12 protein-coding genes are annotated in these 20326 nt (G+C 60.6%); 5 read left to right on the plus strand and 7 right to left on the minus strand.

What is annotated here, in order from left to right; genetic code table 11:
* Nucleotides 1-22: 22 nt before the first annotated feature.
* From OP10G_RS13265 to OP10G_RS13280, 4 genes are all read right to left on the minus strand, one after another.
* The gene (locus OP10G_RS13265) at nucleotides 23-1582 is read right to left on the minus strand and encodes a TolC family protein (protein ID WP_025225397.1); all 1560 of its coding nucleotides are present in this window, start codon (nucleotides 1580-1582) and stop codon (nucleotides 23-25) included.
* Nucleotides 1582-3153 (minus strand): HlyD family secretion protein, encoded by a 1572-nt coding sequence (locus OP10G_RS13270; protein ID WP_025225396.1) that lies wholly within the window; start codon nucleotides 3151-3153, stop codon nucleotides 1582-1584. Before OP10G_RS13270 ends, OP10G_RS13265 begins: the two co-directional genes overlap by 1 nt.
* A gap of 430 nt (nucleotides 3154-3583) precedes the next feature.
* On the minus strand, nucleotides 3584-6559 hold the full coding sequence (locus tag OP10G_RS13275) for an IPT/TIG domain-containing protein (protein ID WP_158409230.1): 2976 nt from the start codon (nucleotides 6557-6559) through the stop codon (nucleotides 3584-3586).
* A 262-nt stretch (nucleotides 6560-6821) separates the two neighbouring features.
* Entirely contained in the window at nucleotides 6822-7697 is an 876-nt protein-coding gene (locus tag OP10G_RS13280; RefSeq protein ID WP_025225394.1) for a helix-turn-helix transcriptional regulator, read from the minus strand.
* A 98-nt stretch (nucleotides 7698-7795) separates the two neighbouring features.
* Between OP10G_RS13280 and OP10G_RS28020 the strand changes: the two genes are divergently transcribed.
* Entirely contained in the window at nucleotides 7796-8683 is an 888-nt protein-coding gene (locus tag OP10G_RS28020) for a prepilin-type N-terminal cleavage/methylation domain-containing protein (RefSeq protein WP_025225393.1), read from the plus strand.
* 60 nt (nucleotides 8684-8743) lie between these two features.
* A complete protein-coding gene (locus OP10G_RS26355; RefSeq protein ID WP_144241151.1) occupies nucleotides 8744-8950 on the plus strand; it encodes a hypothetical protein in 207 nt (68 codons plus the stop codon).
* A gap of 239 nt (nucleotides 8951-9189) precedes the next feature.
* Here OP10G_RS26355 and OP10G_RS13290 read toward each other — a convergent pair whose 3' ends face one another.
* Nucleotides 9190-9552 carry a hypothetical protein gene (locus OP10G_RS13290; RefSeq protein WP_025225392.1) on the minus strand — a complete coding sequence of 121 codons (363 nt, stop codon included), beginning with the start codon at nucleotides 9550-9552 and terminating at the stop codon, nucleotides 9190-9192.
* Nucleotides 9549-13694, minus strand: coding sequence for an RHS repeat-associated core domain-containing protein (locus tag OP10G_RS13295; RefSeq protein WP_158409231.1), 4146 nt, complete (start codon nucleotides 13692-13694; stop codon nucleotides 9549-9551). Before OP10G_RS13295 ends, OP10G_RS13290 begins: the two co-directional genes overlap by 4 nt.
* A gap of 1096 nt (nucleotides 13695-14790) precedes the next feature.
* On the opposite strand from OP10G_RS13295, the gene rfbB reads away from it, so the two are divergent.
* The 3 genes from rfbB to rfbC are packed head-to-tail and all read left to right on the plus strand — an operon-like array spanning nucleotide 14791 to nucleotide 17314.
* Complete coding sequence (gene rfbB, locus OP10G_RS13305; RefSeq protein WP_025225389.1) at nucleotides 14791-15882, plus strand: dTDP-glucose 4,6-dehydratase; 1092 nt, start codon at nucleotides 14791-14793, stop codon at nucleotides 15880-15882.
* Nucleotides 15879-16763 (plus strand): glucose-1-phosphate thymidylyltransferase RfbA, encoded by an 885-nt coding sequence (gene rfbA, locus OP10G_RS13310; RefSeq protein WP_025225388.1) that lies wholly within the window; start codon nucleotides 15879-15881, stop codon nucleotides 16761-16763. Before rfbB ends, rfbA begins: the two co-directional genes overlap by 4 nt.
* 2 nt (nucleotides 16764-16765) lie before the next feature.
* Nucleotides 16766-17314, plus strand: a complete 549-nt coding sequence (rfbC, locus tag OP10G_RS13315; protein ID WP_227625136.1) for a dTDP-4-dehydrorhamnose 3,5-epimerase — start codon at nucleotides 16766-16768, stop codon at nucleotides 17312-17314.
* Nucleotides 17315-17966: 652 nt separating this feature from the next.
* Here the strand turns inward: rfbC and OP10G_RS13320 are convergent.
* Nucleotides 17967-20249 (minus strand): putative bifunctional diguanylate cyclase/phosphodiesterase, encoded by a 2283-nt coding sequence (locus OP10G_RS13320; RefSeq protein WP_025225386.1) that lies wholly within the window; start codon nucleotides 20247-20249, stop codon nucleotides 17967-17969.
* Nucleotides 20250-20326: the final 77 nt, after the last annotated feature.

The raw sequence follows: 20326 nt of genomic DNA on the forward strand, positions 1-20326 counted from the left end.
GAAATGGGGGCGGCGACGGCGCTCATTGCTTGCCGGTCTGTCCCGTATCCTTCGAGGTCGGAGGCTGGGCGTATCCGCTTCCCGGACCATACGAGTAGCGTCCCACCGCCCGGTCGAGATCCGACCGCGCCTGATTGTAGTCGTACAGCGCGTTCACCCGGTTCGTCTCCGCCTGCGTCAGGCTCGCCTGTGCATTGCTGAGCTCAAGCTGAGGAGAGGTGAGCGGTCCCGCCGAAACCCCCACGCGGGCTCGGAGTCGGGCCAGGCGAAACGCCTCTCGAGCCTGCGCCAGGCCGACGTTGGCGACCTGTACGCGCTCGCGAGCCTGCGCCAAATTTACGTATGCCTGCTGCACCTCGAAGGTGACCTGATCGATCGCGCTCCGCCGATCGGTCTTGGCCCCCGCCACCGTCGCTTCCGCCTCTCGAACCCGCGCTCGGTCGAGACCGCCTCGAAAGATCGGGATGTTGAAGTTCAGGCCGATCGACCCTTGCTGCTCCGGCGTAAACCCGGCCGCGGTGGGTTGCACCACGTATTGAGCGGAAAGCGAGAAGGTTGGCAAGGCTCGTCGCCGCTCATACATGACCCCCCTCTGGGCCGCCGTCAGCGCCGCCTCCGATTCCAGGACCTCCGGGCGAGTCGCGAGCGCCTCGCGTACTGCTGCCTGGTAATCCGGGCCGAGCTCGACCTCGTTCTGCGCCGTGTGCAGACGGCTCGAGTTATCGGCGGGAGGCGGGATCTTTAACTCCGAAAGCGGCGGCGTACTCACTGGCGGGACGACCGGAGCCACCCCCTCAGGTTCTTGAACCGCTCCCGTGTCCGTGATTCGGATCGGCGCCGAAACGTCGACTCCCATCACATTCTTGAGCCGCGCCAAGGCAAGGGTTACCGCCCCCCGCGCGTTCACCACCGCCTGCTGAGCGTCGGCGACGTCCCTTTGGGCAGTCAGCACGTCGAACTGCGTCCCCGTGCCGGCGCGAAGCGTGGCTTGGGCATCCTCCAGCCGAGTCTGCGCGTTCGTCAGCGTATCTTGCGAAACCACGAACTGCCCCTGCGCTCGTAGGGCCTGATAGAACGCCGCCTTAACGTCGGAGACCAGTTGGTTCCGGACCCGGTTAACGTCGATCCGGGCGGCGACCTCGCTAAACTGCGCTTGGCTTGCGGCCGCGTGGATCGCCCCCGAGAGATCGATCGGCAACGAAATCGACGCTGTGTAGATGGAGTTGAACTGATTTTGAAGCGTAACGCTCGTGGGTCCAAAGTTGGCCACGTTCGGCTTATCGTAGATCGTAAGCGACCCGCCCACCCCGGCCTGCGGCTGCAACGCCGCCCTCGCCTCCCCGGTCCGTCCCTTCGCCCGCTCCAAGTTCGCGATCGACGTCGCGTACCCCCGGCTGGTCGCCAGCGCGATCCCGACCGCGTCTTCGATCGTCATATCGCGACCCCCGAGTATCTTCGCCAACTCGTCCGCGTTCGGTGACTCCAGCAATGGGCGGGTCGGCGACGGCAAGGGAAGCTTCGGCTCTTGAGCCAGTACCGATCCGCCGAGTGCCGTTATGGCGAGAACTGCGTAAGGCTTCATTACACGCTCCCTTTCGTCACGATGCTGGCGACTACCGACATCCCCGCTCTCAGGTCGCTTAGCCGTTCCTGCCCCGGCTCAAAGACGATCTTCACACCCACCCGCTGAACGACCTTCGTGAAGTTGCCGGTCGCGTTATCTGGGGGCAGAAGGGCGAACGTGGCGCCGGTGCCCGCGGAAATGCTATCGACATGCCCCTTGAACGTACGTCCCGGAAGCGCGTCGACCTCGATCTCGGCCGGTTGTCCCACGCGGACGTCCGCGAGCTGGGTCTCCTTATAGTTCGCCACGACCCACGCCGACCCGTTCGGAACGATGGCCAGCAGCGGAGTGCCCACCGCGACCTGCATTCCTTCCGTAACCGTCTTCCGGCTGATTCGCCCGTCGACCGGCGCGTAAATCTTCGTTCGTTTGAGGTGCAGCTCCGCGTCCGCCAGAGTTGCCCTCGCCTGCGCGATCTTCGCCATCGCCTGCTCGCTTCCCACCCGGCTGATCTGCAGTTGGACCGGAGCGACGTTCGCCTGCGCCAAAGTCCCCGACGCTTGGTGACGCCTCGCCTGCGCCTGCTTGACGTTGGTCAATGCGGAAGTCACCTGAGCCCGCGCCTGGTTGACGGCGTGATCCGCCGCCGCCGCCTGATCTTGGTTCGCCTGGATCTGAGCCCTCGCCTGCGACACTCCGGCGGCTGCCGCGTCGACCTGACTGCGCGCGGTGGCGACTTCCGCCTCGCGTTGTGAAATGAGCGCGGTTGCCGAGCGGGCCTGCTCCTGGGCCGCTTCAAGCTGCGACCGGGCCACCGTGAGCTGCGTGGCGGCTTGATCCGCCGCTTGCGCGGAAATCACTCCTTCTTTGAAGAGCGCCTGAGCCCGTTCCGCGTCTCGCTCGGCTTTGCCCGCCGCCGCTCGTGCCGACTCGGTATTGGCGTTCGCCCCTTTCGCGGCGGCTCGTGCGTTCTCCAGAAGCGCCCGCGCCTGTCGCACTCCGTCGTTCGCGCGGTTTAAATTCGCCTCGGCGGTCCTCAGTCCGGCGACCGCCCCTTTCACCGCGGATCGCGCTCCGGAGGCCTGTGCCCGCGCGGTGGCGACGCCCGCCTCCGCTTTGCTAACGTCCGCCACCGATCCCGAGATGGCCCCTTGCGTTTGCTCCACCTGTCCTTGCGCCTGTTGGATCTGGGCGTTGCCGATCTGGCCGGTTAGCTGCACATTCGCATCGGCCTGCTTCGCCTGCGCCTCCGCAAGCTGCACGTTCGCCTTCGCCTGCGCCACCTCGTCGCGATAGCTGGCGGAATCGATTTCGGCGATCAGATCGCCGCGCTTGACGACTTGGTTATCGGTGACATGCACCCGCATCACCGTCCCCGCCACCTGAGGCGCGACCTGAACGATCGTAGAGGTCACCTGGGCATCGTCCGTGGTGGCATGAGTCGAGTTGTATGACCAGGACCGGAACCCAAAAAAGAGCCCCGCAAGCACCAGGACTCCAAGAACGACGAACATGATCGGCCGCCGCTTCTTCGGGGCGGGACTCTCAGGGGGCGCTCCTTCTGGCGCCTGACGGCCTTCATTGCTCATGCCTCGATTATGATACGTGCACGTACTAGTTTCGCAAGATACGTCCGCAATTTCGCCGGTAGGTTCAGGAATTGATGGCTAGAAACAAAATAATGTTCCCCACCTTACGCCGCAGGCGTGTAGCCGTTGCCCACGCGCAACGCGTTTGGCTCTGGTAAAGATGCGTAATGGAGGGACGACCTGGAAACGTCACGCTTTCTACATCCTACAAAACCCGATCCGAGCCGGATTGGTAGCCGACCCGTATGAATATCCTTTCACCGGGTCTATTGGGTACGAACTCGCCCAAATGCTGCTCGACATTTGTTGGTGACCCCCACTGAGGTACCGGGCGTCGCACGTGGGCGACGGCTACACGCCTGCGGCGTAACGAAACCAAAAACGGCCCGCGGACCTTGGTCCGCGGGCCGTTCGACGGTGCGGTCGATCCCTAGAAGGAAATGACCCCCGCCGCGTCGGCAACTAAGTTGCCGCCCGCCGTGATCACGATCTGTAGGCCGCTGGCCGTGTTCGTGATGGTTGCCGTGTAGCCGGCGTTCGGCACGAGCCCCGTAACGAGCCGCATGGTTGCGGTCGCCGGAACCGTGAAGGTCGTTCCGGTGAACGCGGCGTACATGTCTCGCTTGAACATGACCGCGAACGTTCCAACCACCGCTCCATCGAATCCCGTGCCCGAAGCGCTCTGGATCGTCTGGGTCGGCAGCTTCGCGACGCCCGCATTCGTCCCCTGCAGAACGTGCAGGAACCGCACGTCGAGCGGATTGGAGGTGTCCTCCGCCATGAACCGGTGGGTCATCGGGTCGAGCTGGGCCGGCTGGCCGTTCAGAGCCTCGGCGGCCGAAGCCGTCACCGTTGCGTTGACCGGAAGCAGGGTGTCGATGAACAGGTTCTGTCCAGAGGCGGTGGTTACCTTGGCCGACTTGCCGTTGATAGTCGCCATCGCCGGGGTATTCAGCCAGAACCGCTTGAACTTGCCGACCGTCTTGGAGGTTGCTCGATCGTAAGTGATCACTACGTCAGGCTTCAGGTAGACCGAGGAACGGCTGGCGTGGGCCACGTCCTTGTTTCCCAGATAGACGTTGTTGTAAAGGTTGGTCGAATCCCCCTGGCTGTAGGCGTAGCCGTTGCCGGAGCTCGCCAGAACGCTCGAAGGGTCCCCGTCCGGATCGTAAACCCACTGGGAGCCTCTCTGCTCGTTATCGATCCAGAACGAGAGGTCGGTCACCGCCGGGTTCTTGATGGCGAGCGTGTTCTGGTAGTCGGAGCAGGCGATGGCGGAGCCGTAGCCGAGGTGCGGCTTGGTGAGCCACTCGCCGCCCCGCCAGAAAGCGATTGCGTTGCCGTCGCCGAACTGGTGGTCGATCCGGTTCCAACTGCACTTGGTGACGAACCAACTGGCGTTCGAGCTCCAGTCCGAACGAGAAGAGAAGAGGCCGAGACCCGGCGCGAAATACTCGGTCGGCATCGTCGGGCGAGGATCGCTGTATCCGGCGAAGTTCGGGTCGCAAGCGAGGAAGTACATGACCCCCGTGGAAACGCTGGAAGCGGTGAGCGCGCTGTAGATCGCCGCGTCGCGGGCAGCGACGCCGCCGGGAGCGAGGTTGTCGATCATCCATCGAAGCTTGGAGTACTTCGCCATGTCGCCGGCATCGCGGGCCATGATGGCAAGTGGGCCGAACACTCGGATGTAGTCGAAGTTCTTATACGTGTCGCAGTCGGAGAAGAGGTACGGAAGGTACGTCGGGCCGATCCAGTTCTGGAGAACCTGCTTCGACGGCGACATCAGGTTGAGGTGCGCGTCGATCGCCTCGTGATCCCAGTACGGAGTGCTCGCCATGCTCGAAAGCGGCCCGTAGACGGCGGCTCCTTCGATTCCGGTCGTGTGCATCCCCAGCAGGGTCCAAGAGATGCCCCGCATCGTCAACTCGCCGTAGCCAAGTCCTTCGGGGGAGACGCCGCCGGCGCCCGCCGTGGTCTCGAACTTGTTGACTTGGTAGAGCCAAGCTTGAATCGTATTCCCGATGTACTTTCGCAGTGAGCCAGCGGCCGGGTCGGTCGCGACCGCCGGAACGTCGTCGCCGAGGTCGAGCGCCATCGAAAGGAGGGCGACCGTCCGTACGTGGTTGCTGTAGTAGTTATTCGCCGCCCAGCGGACCTTGTCGTTCGTGTCGACAAGCGACGGGTCGTTGTAGGTGTTGAGCGGCATCGGGTGTTCCTGCGCCGTCGTGTTGGCGTGCAGGTTCTCCTGAATCCACCGCAAGAAGACGGTGCGGATCTTCGCCTTATCGGCCGCCGTGAACTTCTGGTAGATCCAGTCGACCGTCAGCGGGAACCCTTCTCCGTACCAGCTCGCCCGGTTGTGGGTGGCGAAGGTGTGCCACCGGAACTTCTGCGTGTCGTCCATCCCCTTCGCCGCCTCGGTGATGATCGGCATAAGCAGGGCGTAGGCCCGGTTCGCGTAGTCGTCGCGAGTTGCCTGATCCGGATGGACGAGCGACATAAAGGCGAAGATCTCCGCGTAGCTCTCGGAAGGGGCCGGGCAGTTGCTGGAGCCGTCGTCGCCCGCGTCCACGATCTGCCCGTTGTCCATCGTCGTCTTGGCGATGGTGGCAAGGTGCTTCAGCGAGACCCAAACCGGGTTGTTGTCGTTCGCCCAGTTGCGCAACGTCGGGATATCCGACTGCCGAACGAAGATGCGAGGGTGCCCGGTCATCGCGGTCGCTGGAGGATCGATATTGGGTGGGTAAGCGTAGGTGCTTCCGCCTCCCCCGCTGGTCCCGCCGGTCGAACCTCCTCCGGTAGAGCCGCCGCCCCCACCCGTCCCGTCGACCACGAAATCGACCGACGGTGTATAGGAGCCGCTAGCGTTGGTGACCACGAGCTTGCCGGTGGTCGCGCCGACCGGCACGGTGGCATTGACCTGGCTGGCGTTTACAACGGTGAACTGAGTCGCCGCGACGCCGTTGAACTTGACCGATTGAAGTCCGGTGAAGCCGCTGCCCGAGATCGAGACCACCGCTCCGACCGCCGCATGGCCTGGGTTCCAAGAGGCAATGTTGGGAAGCGTCCCACCGCCTCCGCCTCCTCCCCCGCCGTTGCCGCCGTCGACCTGGAAGTCGCTTCCGCAGGTGTAGGACCCTTTGGGAGTTACAACCTTGATCTTGCCGGTCGTCGCCCCCACGGGCACGGTCGCTTTAATTGACCAGGCGCTTAAATTAGTAATCGAGCTGCTGGCAACCCCGTTGAAGTAGACCGCCGTGGTCCCGTTCAGGTTGTTTCCGCTGATGCTGATGGATGTTCCCACCGGTGCGTGGTACGGATTGAAGCTGGCAATGCTGGGAGCCTGTGCACGAGCCGCCGTGGCTCCGAGGCACAACGCGGTCAGCGCCATTAAGTTTCGACTCATCGTCGAGCGAGCAATCATGTGGTCATTTCCTCCGTTTCAATAGCCACGCGTAACCGCGCGGCCTACGAAAAGGAGTGTTGACAACCTGCCGTTACATCGGCGTTGACGAAAAGGCCACCCTTTTGCGAATAGGTCCAATGGCAAAGTAACGTGGCATGTGTATCACGACCATCCTGGTCGTGTTTGCCTCCCCTACGTCCGTAGGACGTAGGGGAGGCCGGTCTGGAGACCGGCGGTCCGTAGGGGACTACAACCCTTCGCGTTAGTCTCCCCGGAAGTCCGATGGGGGGATGCCCACTTGTTGGCGGAAGAACCGAGTGAAGTAGGCGGGATCGGGAAAGCCGGTTCTGGCGGCGATACTTGAAATCGTGAGATCCGTCTCTCGCAACAACTTCTTTGCCGCTGCGATTCGCACCTGTCCAAGGTACTCGCGGGGCGAGCAGCCAACTTCCGCGCGAAACACTTCCGTGAAGCGCCCGATGGAAAGGAAAGCCGAGGCGGCGAGGTCACCGATCTTCAACGGCTCGGCGTAGCGCAACTCGATCAGCGCTCGAGCTCTCGAGCCGACGCGTGAGCCGGACCGGTGCGTGTTGCGGTGACACCGCGCTAAGAACACCAGGAAACGCAAGAAGGTCGCCTGCACCATCAGTGCTCGGTCCGGGGCGTCGATCCGCCATTCCTCGCGCATCTCGTGCAACATCTCCGCTGCCTGAATGTGCGCCGCCTTACTTAGGCGCAGCCATCGGCTGGAACCCGCGCCTTCGAACCCCAGGAATAACGGGGCCAATCCTTCGGTGGCCGAGAGCGCCTCTTGCGTTCCGGGCGAGAACATCGTGGGCACGAAATGGACGGTGTCGAGCACCAGCCCGTCGGAATTTTCGAAACGGTGCGACATGCCGTAACCCATCGCGTAGACGTCGCCCGCCTGAACCTTGAACGGCTCCTCGTCCACGAAATGCACGCCGCTCCCCTGGCGCGCCACGTACACCGACATGAAGTCGACGTGTAGATAGCCGCGGACGACATCCGGGTTCTCGGCTGGGTCCTCGAAGCACAAAATCGGAAGCCGGTCGCTTACGCATCCGGCGTTGAGGTCTCGCAACTCCTCGAAATAAATTGGGACGGGCGCGATCCTCATTTTGTCCTAGGGTTCCCCTTCTTTGTCCATGTCCCCCGAGTCGTAGCCGAAGTTAAGCTACCTAAAACGGGATTTGGAACCAAAGAAGGTCCTTGATTATGAGAATCATCCATCGTGCATTTACGCTTATCGAGCTACTCGTCGTCATCGCCATCATCGCGATACTCGCTGCTATTCTCTTCCCCGTTTTCGCTCAAGCCAAGCAAGCCGCTAAGAAGACGAGCGACCTCAGCAATATGAGGAATATCGGAATGGGCTTTATGCTCTACAACGGAGACAACGACGACCTCGCCCCATTCATTCGGGACGTCCACATCTTCGCTACCGACTTTACGGGGCCGAGCGAGATCTCTTGGAAGGACTTGGTCTATCCCTACATTAAGAATGGTGGCGGCCGGGTGAATAGCGTGGGGCAAATCTTCAACACCCCCGGAGACGGCGGAATCTTCCAGTCGCCCCTTTCTTCTCACGCATGGTCCAAGGCTGGCCCCGCGTCCGGGCGGGATCCGGCCGGAGTCGGGGACGAGACGACGCGGTTCCCACGTTCTTATGCCGTGAACAACGAAGCCGGCGCGAACGAGCTTGGCGACCTCCATCGGTGGTGGCCGGCGAACTATACCGACAATCCTCAATTCAACCAGGGGTCGGGCAACATGAGCGAGCTAACCAAGCCGGCGAGCACGATCATGGTCGCTCCCACCAAGACTTTCCTTCTCGATGTGGACCACGCCACCGCCCTCGAGCGCCCCTACAGCGCCGATGGGGTTCAGCTTGGATGGGACGGCGGGGCGGGTCTCGGCGGCCTGATGACCGATGGTGGCGGCGGCGCCAACTTCATCTACTTCGACGGCCACGCCAAGAATTCGAAGATTTCCCAGACCCTCGCCTCCGACGGTTGGGACTGCCTACCTCACTACCCGAATATCTGGGCTCCGTGGCAGGACTACGAAGCCAACCAGATCCGGCTCAAAACCGACTACAAGTAATCCGTCCGATGCGGGGCAGGCGCATGGACTCGTGCGCCTGCCCTGTTTGTTACGTGCCCTATGAAACTCACCCACCTCCTACCGCTTTGCGCGTTGGCCGGGCTGGCCGGCTGCTCGTCACGAGACAGCGCGTCCGGTATGCATCCCACCGAAAATGTGACCTCGCGGCAGAAGATCGACCAAATCAAAGCCGATCCCAACGTTCCCGACGGTCTCAAGCAAATTCAGGTCGACACCCTTTCAAAGGATCCGATGGCAAGGAAGTAACGGCTACAACCCTTCGCGTTAAATCTCCTGTGAATTCAGGGGAGGCCAACGACGTGGTGATTACAAGACCGTCGCTGCCTGGGAACCCCTACCGGCTGAGACCGGTTCATTAGGGCAAATGCGGCCTCCAGTAGCCGCAGGTTGGCTCGTACCTGCGCGACAACGCCCAAACGATTCCCAAGATTCTGATCCGCTCTCTCACCGTAGAGGCGGCTGGGCAACCGAAAACGCGGTTATCTTCAAATCCCAGTGGCGATTTCCTCGACCTGGTACTGGTCGATAGCTCCTTTGTCGTCGAAGTGAACGTCGATTCCGACGTAGGAAGTCGACCATAGGACCTTAGCCCACTTCCTATCGGCGCCCTCCGTTCGGTGATCCTCGACCGCTGCCCATCGCCCCGACATTAGCTCGGAGCCCAGTGTGCTTAACTCCTTAAATCCAGCTTTCTCTTTTTTGAGGCGAGAAAGCTGGGCGGTCCAGAACTGCTTTCGTTCTTCGATCAAGCGGCGTCCGGCACGATCTGCACTGTTGAGCCAGAGCGCTCCACACCCAATGAGGAGGGAAACCGCCAGCACGGCAACGAGTGCGATTCTCGACTTCATGGAGCGTCGTTATAGGGCACCTTGACAAACCAGCCCGGAGCCCAGGGAAGGTCTTCACCTGGTAGCTTCTTTATAGCGTGATTGTATTGATCCAAGAGGTTGGCCTCCTGTAATAGGTAGTGGCACCAAGTATTGCTGTTGGCCGTTTTCCCGCCCCATAGATGAAACTCGGAAGGTAACGGCGCGTAATCCTGCGGTTTCTGTCCTTTGATCTTTGCCTCAATAGCCTGGAACTTATCAATCCAAGGTTTCCACGCATCCTTGTTGTGAACGAGCGTGATGCACCGGCGTTCGTCTTCGGGGATTTGAGAGTAGGTACCCAGACCCATCGGCTTGTACCAGAGAGCGTCCTCCTGGTAATGCCACTTGCCGTAATCCTGCGTCTTCGCTCCGGCTTTCCATGGCCCCGATCTACTGACAAGGTTTCCGACGTGGGCCATCCCACCCTTCTCCGGTCCTCCGGCGAAGCTCCACGCTTGATTGTGGCCCACGTTATCGATTACGACGATTCCACGGTGCCATCCGCCGTTGAAGACGCGATAGGAAATAACCCTAATGATCACCTGTCCCGTAGGGTCGATGTTCATAACCGGATTGGCGTTACAGTACTGGTAAACATTCTCGCCGCCTGCTAGGCCGAGCGTGTCGCGTGATGTCCAGCGACCACACAGTGGGTCGTAATAGCGGCTTAGACAGTAGTTGAGTTTGGAGTAAGCATCCGTGTAATAGCCGGCCTCCCCTTTGTACTGGAACGGCTGTTGCAGCGAGCGCATATCGTTCGTATAGCTGAAGATCGGTTGGCCGTATGCGTCGAAGAGCATTGGCTTGTCCGTTCGCCCGGCTGAGGTCGCCACACAGTTCCCCTGAGGATCGAAAGTGAAGGACTTGGAGATTCCCGAAGGGTTGAACTCCATCGCGGCTCCTGTTGGTCCCCAAACGTATAGAACCGTCGGATCGGTAGAAAGATCGGAGGGGTTATTCAACGAATCCGACGCGGCATTTGCGCGCATCACCAAGCGAGATCCGTCGTAGGCATATGTTTCAGTTCGGATATTCTGAATTCCCTGCCAGTAGGTTCCAACCTGCATCCAGCGCCGTTGTCCAGCTTCGTCATACTTCGGCACGTACCAGAAGGTTTCCCCGGATTTGAAGGGAGACGATCCGCCTACCGACCGCACGGCGCCCGCCGGATCATATGCGCATACCACTCTGGCCGAGGTCATTTCGCCGCTGGCATTGAACTGCGGCGCGGCATATCCCGTAGTGCCCGAGGAACCCGTAAGTTGGTCTGAGAGTGAATCAGCAGACCAGGAAATTCCCCGAAGGGTAGTCAAATTGCCGGCTGCGTCATACGAATGCGTATATGAGGGTCCACCGCTCCAGGTTTCTGCGGTCAAGCGACCACCCGAGTCGTAGGTCCAAGCGACGGACCCGGAAATGAACGTCGGAGTTCCGCTTCCGTAGGTAGCCATTGCGTAGTAGTCCATTCCCAGCCGATTTCCGAGAAGGTCGTAGGTCATCCCGCTGAACCCGGACAGCACGGTATGCATGCTGCCGTCGGCCGGATCTATAAATTGGGCTGCCGCCGGTGCATTGGGATCGGGTGCCCCGTCCGGGGTGACGTTGTATAGACTCGTCAACTGACCAATAGCATTGAAGGTGTAGAAGGTATCGGACTTCGGAGTCCGCATCTCCTTTACGTTGCCGCTTGCGTCATACGCGTATCGCACGACGGCAATGGGTGCCCCAAAGATCTGTTTGCTGATGTTTGCATAATTCACCGTAATGCTGGCCACGCGGCGACTGTCATCATATCCGTACTGGTAAGCGGCGTAATATCCACCGTTGGAAGTGCCGGAGTTAAAGCCTACAAACATGGTTTGTCGGCTTCCATCCGCGTTATATACGTAGCTCGTCTCCGCGGTGGTCCTGCCCGGTATGGTCTTGTCCAAGAGGCGGTCTTCATCGTCATAAGAGAACTGATGAGTGAATCCGCTCGACGAACTCGGATCTTCCCCGTAGGCGTACGACGTCGCTTGGCTTACGCGGCCAAACTCGTCGTGCCCAAAGTCCATTTCGACGGCGCTATTGAATTCATCGGTCCAGCGAATGGAGGAGACGAGGTCGGGCGCAATTTGTGACCGGGTAACGGTCGCACTCCGGTTGTCGGAGCCCGTAGTTGAGGTCACGTTTCCGTTTGCGTTGTATGTGACTGATCGGGTGAGACTCTTGGATCCGGAGCCGAAGATTGTTGAAGCGCTCCTCGCGGCCGCATTCAACGAAAAGCTGTGCATCGGCTTCGCGGCCGCGTTCGTGAGCGTGCCGATGCCGTGCTCCGGTGTGTAGGTGGCCGAGCTTGCCAAATTGTTTCCATCTGTGAGGGTTGCTAAGCCCGATTCCTTATTGTACGTTTGGGCTCCTACCGAGAGCTGACCCAACGTCGGAGAGGAGACCGTTTGTGACGTGGGACCCTTGCCCGGGATGGTGTAGCCGATCGTTAGCTGCTGCTGCAGCGGTGAGGTCGCCGAAGTCAACTGATCGTACTTGTTGTAAACGAAGCTTGACTGGTTACCCGCGGCATCGGCACTCGTAGTAACGCGGCCTGAGGTGTCGTACGCATAGTCGGCGAAGCGGCCTCCGCTATCCTCGATCGAATAAGGCTTTTCGTAGCGCTCCGTGCCCACGACCGTCCCGTTGTGGTCGTGCGCGTAATCGTATGACAAGGAAATGCTTGGAGTGTTAATCGACTGAACGCTGCCGAGGCTAGTATATGAGTAGGTGTAAAGTCCGCCGGTAGGAGTAAGCATCGACTTTAACAGCCCAGATTTTCCACCGCTCTCGGTGGCGCCGTAGTAGCTGAACGTCGTTGCTGCGAGTTGTGTACCGTTGTAGCCGACCCGGGAGATGGAGTTGAGCTGTCCGAGAGGAGCATTCGAAGGATACGACCACCCGTACTGGACATAGTTGCCGAGCGGATAAGTCACTTTGGTTGGATTGCCGTGCGTGTCGATGTCGACGCTGATCGCTGCACCGACCTGCCGATACACGTGCGCGATCATTGATGGGTTACTCGCGGAGTAATCGTAGGTGACGACATCACCTGCCGCGCTCTGCTCACCGACCAACCGTCCGTCCGATCCAAAGGTTACGCCATAGCTGGTAAAGGCGCTTCCGCTTTGAGGACTTGCAGATGCACTCGCGCCACCATGGTCGTCGTAGGTGAAGCTGCGAGCATTGGACAGGGCGTCCGTCACCGAGGTGGCCCTTCCGGTTTGGCTGTCGTAATACACATTCGCGTATGCCATCGCCCCCTGCGGGTCGCTTGTACCCACCACGTTGAGGAAGGAGCTGCCGTTCGCCATCGTCGTGTATGCATAGGTCCACTCCGCCGACGACGAATCGATTTTCGACATTTTGGTGAGGAGGCCGTTGGTGTGCGTGTAATTTCGCTTCGACGTCGTCACCGAGTTAGTGATTCGGCTCAGCATCCCACCCGTTGCCGCATAGGTGAGGGTGAGCTTCATGAGGCTCGGGCCGGCGGGCATGCCGTTGTTAATTTGAGTCAGCTTTGCCTGCGGGTCCGTCGAGTAAACGAAGACGAGCTTGCCCCCGTTGGCGGAGAACGAAGTCGATAGGCGATACGTCGAGTCGTTCGCAAGTTTTGCGAAAACTTCCTTGGCCAAGCCGTTGTGCTGCAGCGTAATTGACGTCCAAGTGTGCGAACCGTCACTTGCGGGAGCCCCGGTGGCCACATATGGAACTCCGACCGGCCCAGAAAATGCGCCGGTGGGAACGCCGTTATTGAGGACGGGCGTGAGATTCTCCGAGCCTCCGTTCGGATAAACGACGGTGAGCGGACTCCACGAGTTTAGATCGCTTTGAAGGATGCGGTAGTCCCAATTGTGCGTCCAACCCGCCGGTAAACCCGGTGAGGAAAGCCGTGCGACCGCGAGCGGCGTTCGGTAGCGCCGTTCAAATGTTAGGACCGGCCCGGTCGGATTGTCGAGGGTGAAGTCGGGGCCGCTATCGATGTCGACGGCGCCGTATGCCAGATTAACCGCGATGGACGATGCTGGGCCTCCTTCAGGCGCCGAGCTCTGATCGATGGGCGCGACCCCTTCCATCCAATTCGGAAAGGTCATGGGAGTCGGAAGAATCCCGTTCGCGAATGGTGGATGAATATCAAACGGAACCGGCGTAGCCCGATCAATAGATAGAATGGTGGAGTACCAGCCCTCGGGGACGCTTAGGAGTCGGTAGTAAATGGGTCCGCTAGGTGCGCTCGAGTCGGTGTAGCCCGTTGAGGTGTAAGGAGGCACCGCGCCCAGAGTCGCGATCGCCGACCACGGCCCCAGGGGCGTTGCCGATCGCAAAACCGTGAGAAGGCTGTGGCTTGGCCAGGCCAATACGACGGAGGTGCCTACCCGCTGGCCGGTTAGCACGACCGTCGTTGCTGTGGTCGTAACCTGCACTGCGGCAGATAAAGGGCTCGTTCCTGATGAATTCGACGCACTAATCTGATAGTAGTACGTACTCGTATACTCCACCCCATTGTCAGACCACGTTGTGCCCGAGCCATCTCGCACAAGTGTAAACGGGCCCGAAACGTCCGAGCTCCGATAAATCTGGTACGACGTTGCTCCTGTGCTCGAGCTCCAGCTGAGCGACACCATTGCGGCCTTTCCGGTAGCCGTCAGACTCGCAGGAGTAGGGGGCGGAGAACCTTGTTTATTCGTTCTTGCAAAAGAAGCAGCAAATACAAATAGAATGAAGAACGCAATGGCAAGCCGCGTACGAACTAACGAGTCCATGCCGTTGTATATGCTACTAACCGATTGTGTCCAAATACCGGGTAAACGTGACTTGACGTTGAACGAAATATGTGTTATCAGGAATGAGCTGGAAGCCATGCGCTCCACCACGTGGCTCATGCCGGTGAGTGCCCACCCTTCAAAGGGCGGGTACCCCATAACGATTTCCATCGCGCCCTTCGTCACAAAATGCCTTGCGATGGCTTCTCAGTGAGGGAGTCGTTGAGAGTGATGAGCTTTGTGAGGGGAGCCAATTCGGTGGGGAGGGATAAATCGAGCCTGTCTCCAGGGGGCCCGATTCTATGTGGGCGAATCGAACCCTACCGCCACCTCGGGAACCCGCCCCACGCAAAGGCGGTTCACTAGGTGAATTACGGTCCTAGCGGTTAACCGTTGGGTACAACCCCCTGCATAGGAGTCGCCGACGATGCCCGCTTCAATTCTTTCTTCTGACCTCACCGGTCCGGTCCTCGTGACCGGGGGCGGCGGCTTTATTGGGTCGAACCTGCTCCTAACCTTGGCGGCGCGGCACCCTGAGCTTACATTCGTGAACCTCGACGCATTGACCTACGCTGTGGTCCCGGCAACCGTAGACGAGCTGGCGCGGTCGATCCCGAATTATGTTTTCGAGCGAGCCGACATCGTCGACGAGGCGGCGGTCCGGGCCGTCGTCGAGCGGCATCGACCGCAGCTCGTATTGCACCTTGCGGCGGAATCGCACGTCGACCGCAGCATCCTCGAACCGCGAAGGTTCCTAGAGACGAACGTGATGGGGACGTTCAACTTGCTCACCGCTTGCCGCGACCTGTGGGCCGGCGACCCGGGCGTTCGGTTCCACCACGTCAGCACGGACGAAGTTTATGGATCGCTTGGCGACGAGGGGTATTTCACCGAGACGACCCCCTATTCCCCCCGAAGCCCATATTCCGCCAGTAAAGCCTCTAGCGATCACTTGGTCCGGGCATTCCATGAAACGTACGCCCTTCCGGTGACGATCACCAACTGCTCAAACAACTACGGCCCGCGCCAGCATCCCGAGAAGCTGCTTCCGCTAATGATCCACAACGCGATGGCACGCAAGCCTCTCCCGGTTTACGGCGACGGGCTGAACGTACGCGACTGGCTCTACGTAACCGACCACGTCGAAGCGATCTGGCAGGTGGCCCTGCGGGGCCGAGTTGGCGAGACCTACAACGTCGGCGGGGACGCCGAGCGGACCAACCTAGATGTCCTGAAGGCACTGCTCGACGCGGTTTCGGAACGAACCGGCGACGATCGGGAGGAGCTGGAGCGCCTCGTCGCCTTCGTCAAGGACCGGCCCGGCCACGACCGGCGGTACGCCATCGACGCCACCAAGCTTAAGACGGAGCTCGGCTGGAGACCCACACGCTCACTCGAAGACGGTCTTCGCGAGACCGTCGATTGGTACGTATCGAACCCCGGGTGGGTGGCGTCGGCGCGCGAGAACGGCTACGATGCTTGGGTGCAGAAGCAATACGTTACCGAGGGCCGGAGTTGATCCGGAAAGGAATCGTCCTTGCCGGAGGGTCCGGAACCCGGCTTTATCCCATCACCCTCGGGGTCAGCAAGCAGCTCATACCGGTCTACAGCAAGCCGATGCTCTACTATCCGTTGAGCGTCCTGATGCTGGCCGGTTTGCGCGAGATCCTGGTCATCACCACCCCCCACGAACAGGATGCGTTCCGCCGTTTGCTCGGGAACGGCAGCCAATGGGGCATCGACATCTCGTTCGCTGCCCAGCCCCGCCCGGAAGGGCTCGCCCAGGCGTTCCATGTGGGCGCAGGGTTCCTCGGCGGGGAAGGAGCGGCGCTGGTGTTGGGAGACAACATCTTTTACGGCCACGGCCTCACCGAGCAACTTCAGACCGCCGCCGAATTGGAGGAGGGGGCCGTAGTCTTCGCCTACCCGGTCGAGAGCCCACAGGCATACGGAGTGGTCGAGCTGGATAACCGAGGGAGGGCGATCTCGCTGGAAGAGAAGCCGAAAGAACCGAAGTCGAAACTGGCAGTGACCGGGCTTTATTTCTACGATCACCAAGTCACCGAGCTGGCGCGCGACCTCAAGCCTTCTGGCCGCGGGGAATTCGAGATTACCGATCTAAATCGCTTGTACATGGAAGCCGACCAATTGCAGGTCGTGCAGCTTGGCCGCGGCGTCGCGTGGCTCGACACCGGCTCGCCCGCATCTATGCTTCAGGCCGCCAACTTTGTGGAAGCCGTCGAGTCGCGTCAAGGGTTGATGATCGCCTGCCCAGAGGAGATCGCGTTCCGCCAAGGGTGGATTGACGCCGAGGCGCTGAGTCGATTGGCCGCACCCCTGAAGAATTCGGTTTACGGCCGGTACCTCGCCAACCTTGCGGAAGGAAGCGTGCCGCTTTGAACGTGCTCCCCACGCGGCTTCCCGGCCTCGTCCTGATCGAACCTCGGGTTCTGGAGGATTCGCGCGGATATTTCTTTGAAGCGTATCAAGAGGAGCGCTATCGGCAGGCCGGCTTGTCGGACGCGTTCGTGCAGGATAATGTTTCGATCTCGAAGGCCGGAGTCTTGAGGGGAATCCATCTACAGAATCCCCAGCCCCAGGGAAAGCTTGTCCAGGTGCTGCAAGGCGCGGTTTGGGACGTGGCGGTGGATCTCCGATACGGCTCGGCGACGTTCGGCCAGTGGGAGGGGTTCGAGCTTTCGGTTGCGAACCACCATCAGCTCTACATCCCGCCCGGATTCGGGCATGGCTTCGTGGTTCTGCAGGGACCGGCGATGCTGGGTTACAAGTGTACGGCTGCTTATCATGCCGCGGGCGACATGACGGTTCGATACGACGACCCGGACCTCGCTATCGAATGGCCGGTGACCGAGGGCCTGATCGTCTCCGACAAAGATCGCGCCGGAATGTCGCTTCGCGAGGTGCCTCGCGAGCGTTTAACGCTCAGTTAAGCGACCAAGGGCAGTGTCGCAGTAAGTTGGTCGAGCCATTTTCGACTTTCAAGGGTTGTCGTTATGCGGATGCCGAAGCTCGACCCCGCAGGGGTCTTTAGAAATTAGCCCCGGGTCGCAGATCCGGGGGAAACAGTCAGGACATCCCGACCCCGATAGACGGTCGCAGAACCTATTTCTTAGCGGCAGGGACGGCGACAGTTTAGGTGATGTCGCCACTTTCAGGGCTCGGAAGATTGGGCGGCTTGTTACCAGGGTTCCGCTTCGCTGCACCCCTCGCTTTGGTATGTCGCCACCTTCGGGGCTGGCTTTGAATATGGGTTTGGACGCACCTTTGCAGTTCGGATTATCTCGGGAACTCCGTTTATGGCTGTCTGTGAGGTGGGCGGGACGCCCAGGGTCCTGGGGGCGGACCGGATGTCCGCGCTCCGGCGGGTTGATTTTTTAACAGGGCTCTGCTTCGGTGCCGCCTTCGGGGTTGGGCTCTGCTGTTTGTTGGGTTGCGCCTTCGATCAGTGGTTGGGTGAGCTTGGTAGAGAAATGCAATGGGTCGTAAGAATGGCGCTTCGAGCCGTAGCCGTAGAGATGTGGCTGAGACAAGGATCAGGGGCTTCGGGTCCAATGAAAAGACCTGGGTTGCGCGGCCGCGTAGTTACGCCTTTACCGACAGAACCGAGCCCGACTCTTCCAGCAGCGCGGCGACGGCGCCGGCGGGGAGGGGGCGGGCGAAGAGATATCCTTGGCCGCGGTCGCAACCCATGGATCGGAGCACTTCCAGTTGTTGGGGGGTCTCGATCCCTTCACTGGTCACTTGGAGGCCTAGACTCGCAGCCATCGCGATCATCGCCTTCACCACTCCGTCGGTTCGCTTGTCTTCTCCGAGCGGGATGATAAACGAGCGGTCGATCTTGAGCGTATCGACTGGGAGGCGGCTCAGGTATGAGATCGAGGAGTAGCCGGTCCCGAAGTCGTCGATGGCGATCCGCAGGCCGAGCGAGCGAAGTTGCTCCAGCACCGACCGGATCGTGTCCAGGTCGTGGAGCATCGCCGTCTCGGTGATTTCCAGCTTGATCCGGCACGGTTCCACTCTTAATTCCGAGAGGGTGCGCTTGACCTGCTGAACGAAGTCGGGCTGGTGGAACTGACGGGCCGAGACGTTGACGCCGATGATAAGATCCTTGTACTGTTCGCCCCAGCGGTGGAGTTGATAGCAGGCTTCTCGGAATACCCACAGTCCGATCGAGCAGATGAGCCCGGTTTCTTCCGCGATCGGGATAAAGAGGGTAGGCGAGATCATCCCCCGGGTGGGATGCTCCCACCGGAGGAGGGCTTCGACTTCCAGCATCTTGCCGGTTCGGATGTCCACGATCGGCTGGAAAACGAGCGAAAGCTGTTTGTGGTCGAGGGCGTTTCGGAGGTCCCACTCGAGCTCTAGCCGCTCGACGGCCAGCTCGTTCATTCGGTTGTCGTAGATGGCGAAGCTGTTTTTCCCTTGCGCTTTTGCCTCGTACATCGCGGTGTCGGCGTCGCGCAGAAGGCGGTGGGCATCGGCTTGTCCGTCGGCGCTTGTAGCGATTCCGATGCTGGTGGTGACGAACATCTCGGAGTTTCCGACGACGAAAGCTCGCTCCATCGCCTTGATGATCCGACTGGCCACGACGTTGACTTCGTCGGGAGTCTCGACTCGATCAAGCAATACGGTGAATTCGTCCCCGCCCAGTCGAGCGATCGTATCGCTTTGCCGAAGTACGGTTTGGAAACGCTCGGCGACGGCGACGAGGAGGGAGTCGCCGGTGGCGTGGCCCAGCGAATCGTTGATCACCTTAAAGTTGTCCAGATCGATGAATAGGACCGCGCACAGCGAAGGCTCGCGACCCTCGAGGCGTAGTCGCTGAGCGAGGCGGTCCATGAATAGCGCCCGGTTCGGCAGGCCGGTCAGCCGGTCGTGGAACGCGTTGTAGGTGAGCTCGCTCTCCAATCGCTTGCGCTCGGTGAGGTCGTGGAACGTCATGAGAATGCCGTCCACGTCCGGGTCGTCGCTCAGGTTGTTCAGGTGGACCTGGAAGGGTCGATATTCGGTCGACCCGTTCTGTACTCGAACCTCGAGCTCCGTGCTGGACTGGCTGCTTCGAGAAACTTCGTTCAGGGCGTCCACCAGATAAACGACGTCTTCCGCAAAGGTGTATCGGTAGATCGACTCTCCGACAAGCTCGTCGGGTGGCCGGCCCCAAAGACGCTCGCTTGCTTCGCTAACGAGCTTGAGCTTCCCTTCCGCATTGGCCACCGCGATGACATCCGCGTTGTTTCGAACTAGGGATCGGAACCGGCGCTCGCTCGTGTCGGCCGAACGGCGTTGCGCCTCGGCGTTGATCAGGTGCATCGCCAGCTTTTGCCGCCGCCCCAGGAGGAGCGCGACAGTAAAAGCGCTCGAGAGGAGTAGCACCGTTCCGGCCGCCTTGAGGGCCAGGGGGTAGGGAAGCGATTTAGGGGCTTGTCGGTCGAGCTCGTCCATTGCCCGCTCGGCTCGGGCGAAGGCGGGAACGGTGAGGGAGTTGGCGACCTTTCGCGATTTCACGAGGTCACCCTTCTCCAACGCGGCAACCTGGGTCGCGGAGGCGCTTAAGAACGAGCGGAAAGCAGTGGCCACGGACTTTGCTTCGGAATTCGAAGCCTGAAGGGAGGAAAGCGATCCGTCGATCTTCTTACGTAGCTCTGGGTAAGGCTTGATTGAGCGCCCTAGAGCGCCGCCGTCCAAGACCGTGAGCATCCGGTAACCGTCCGTTCGCAACGCCGCGATTCGCAACCCGTCAGTGGAGGCTGTGTGCGACCGTGCATCGAGCACGAGGAGGCCTACGCCCAAAATGGCGGCCACCAGCAGGACGGAGAGCAGTAGCCAGAGCTTCCGCGTTTGGGGTGGCCCGGCTCGTTCGCTCAACTCGGCGTCCCCGCGGCCCGAGAGTCATTTCTTCCGTAGAGTCGCATCGATTTTCTAGAAGACTTCGGGACGTTCGC

Source organism: Fimbriimonas ginsengisoli Gsoil 348 (assembly GCF_000724625.1).
GTDB classification, from domain to species: Bacteria; Armatimonadota; Fimbriimonadia; order Fimbriimonadales; family Fimbriimonadaceae; genus Fimbriimonas; species Fimbriimonas ginsengisoli.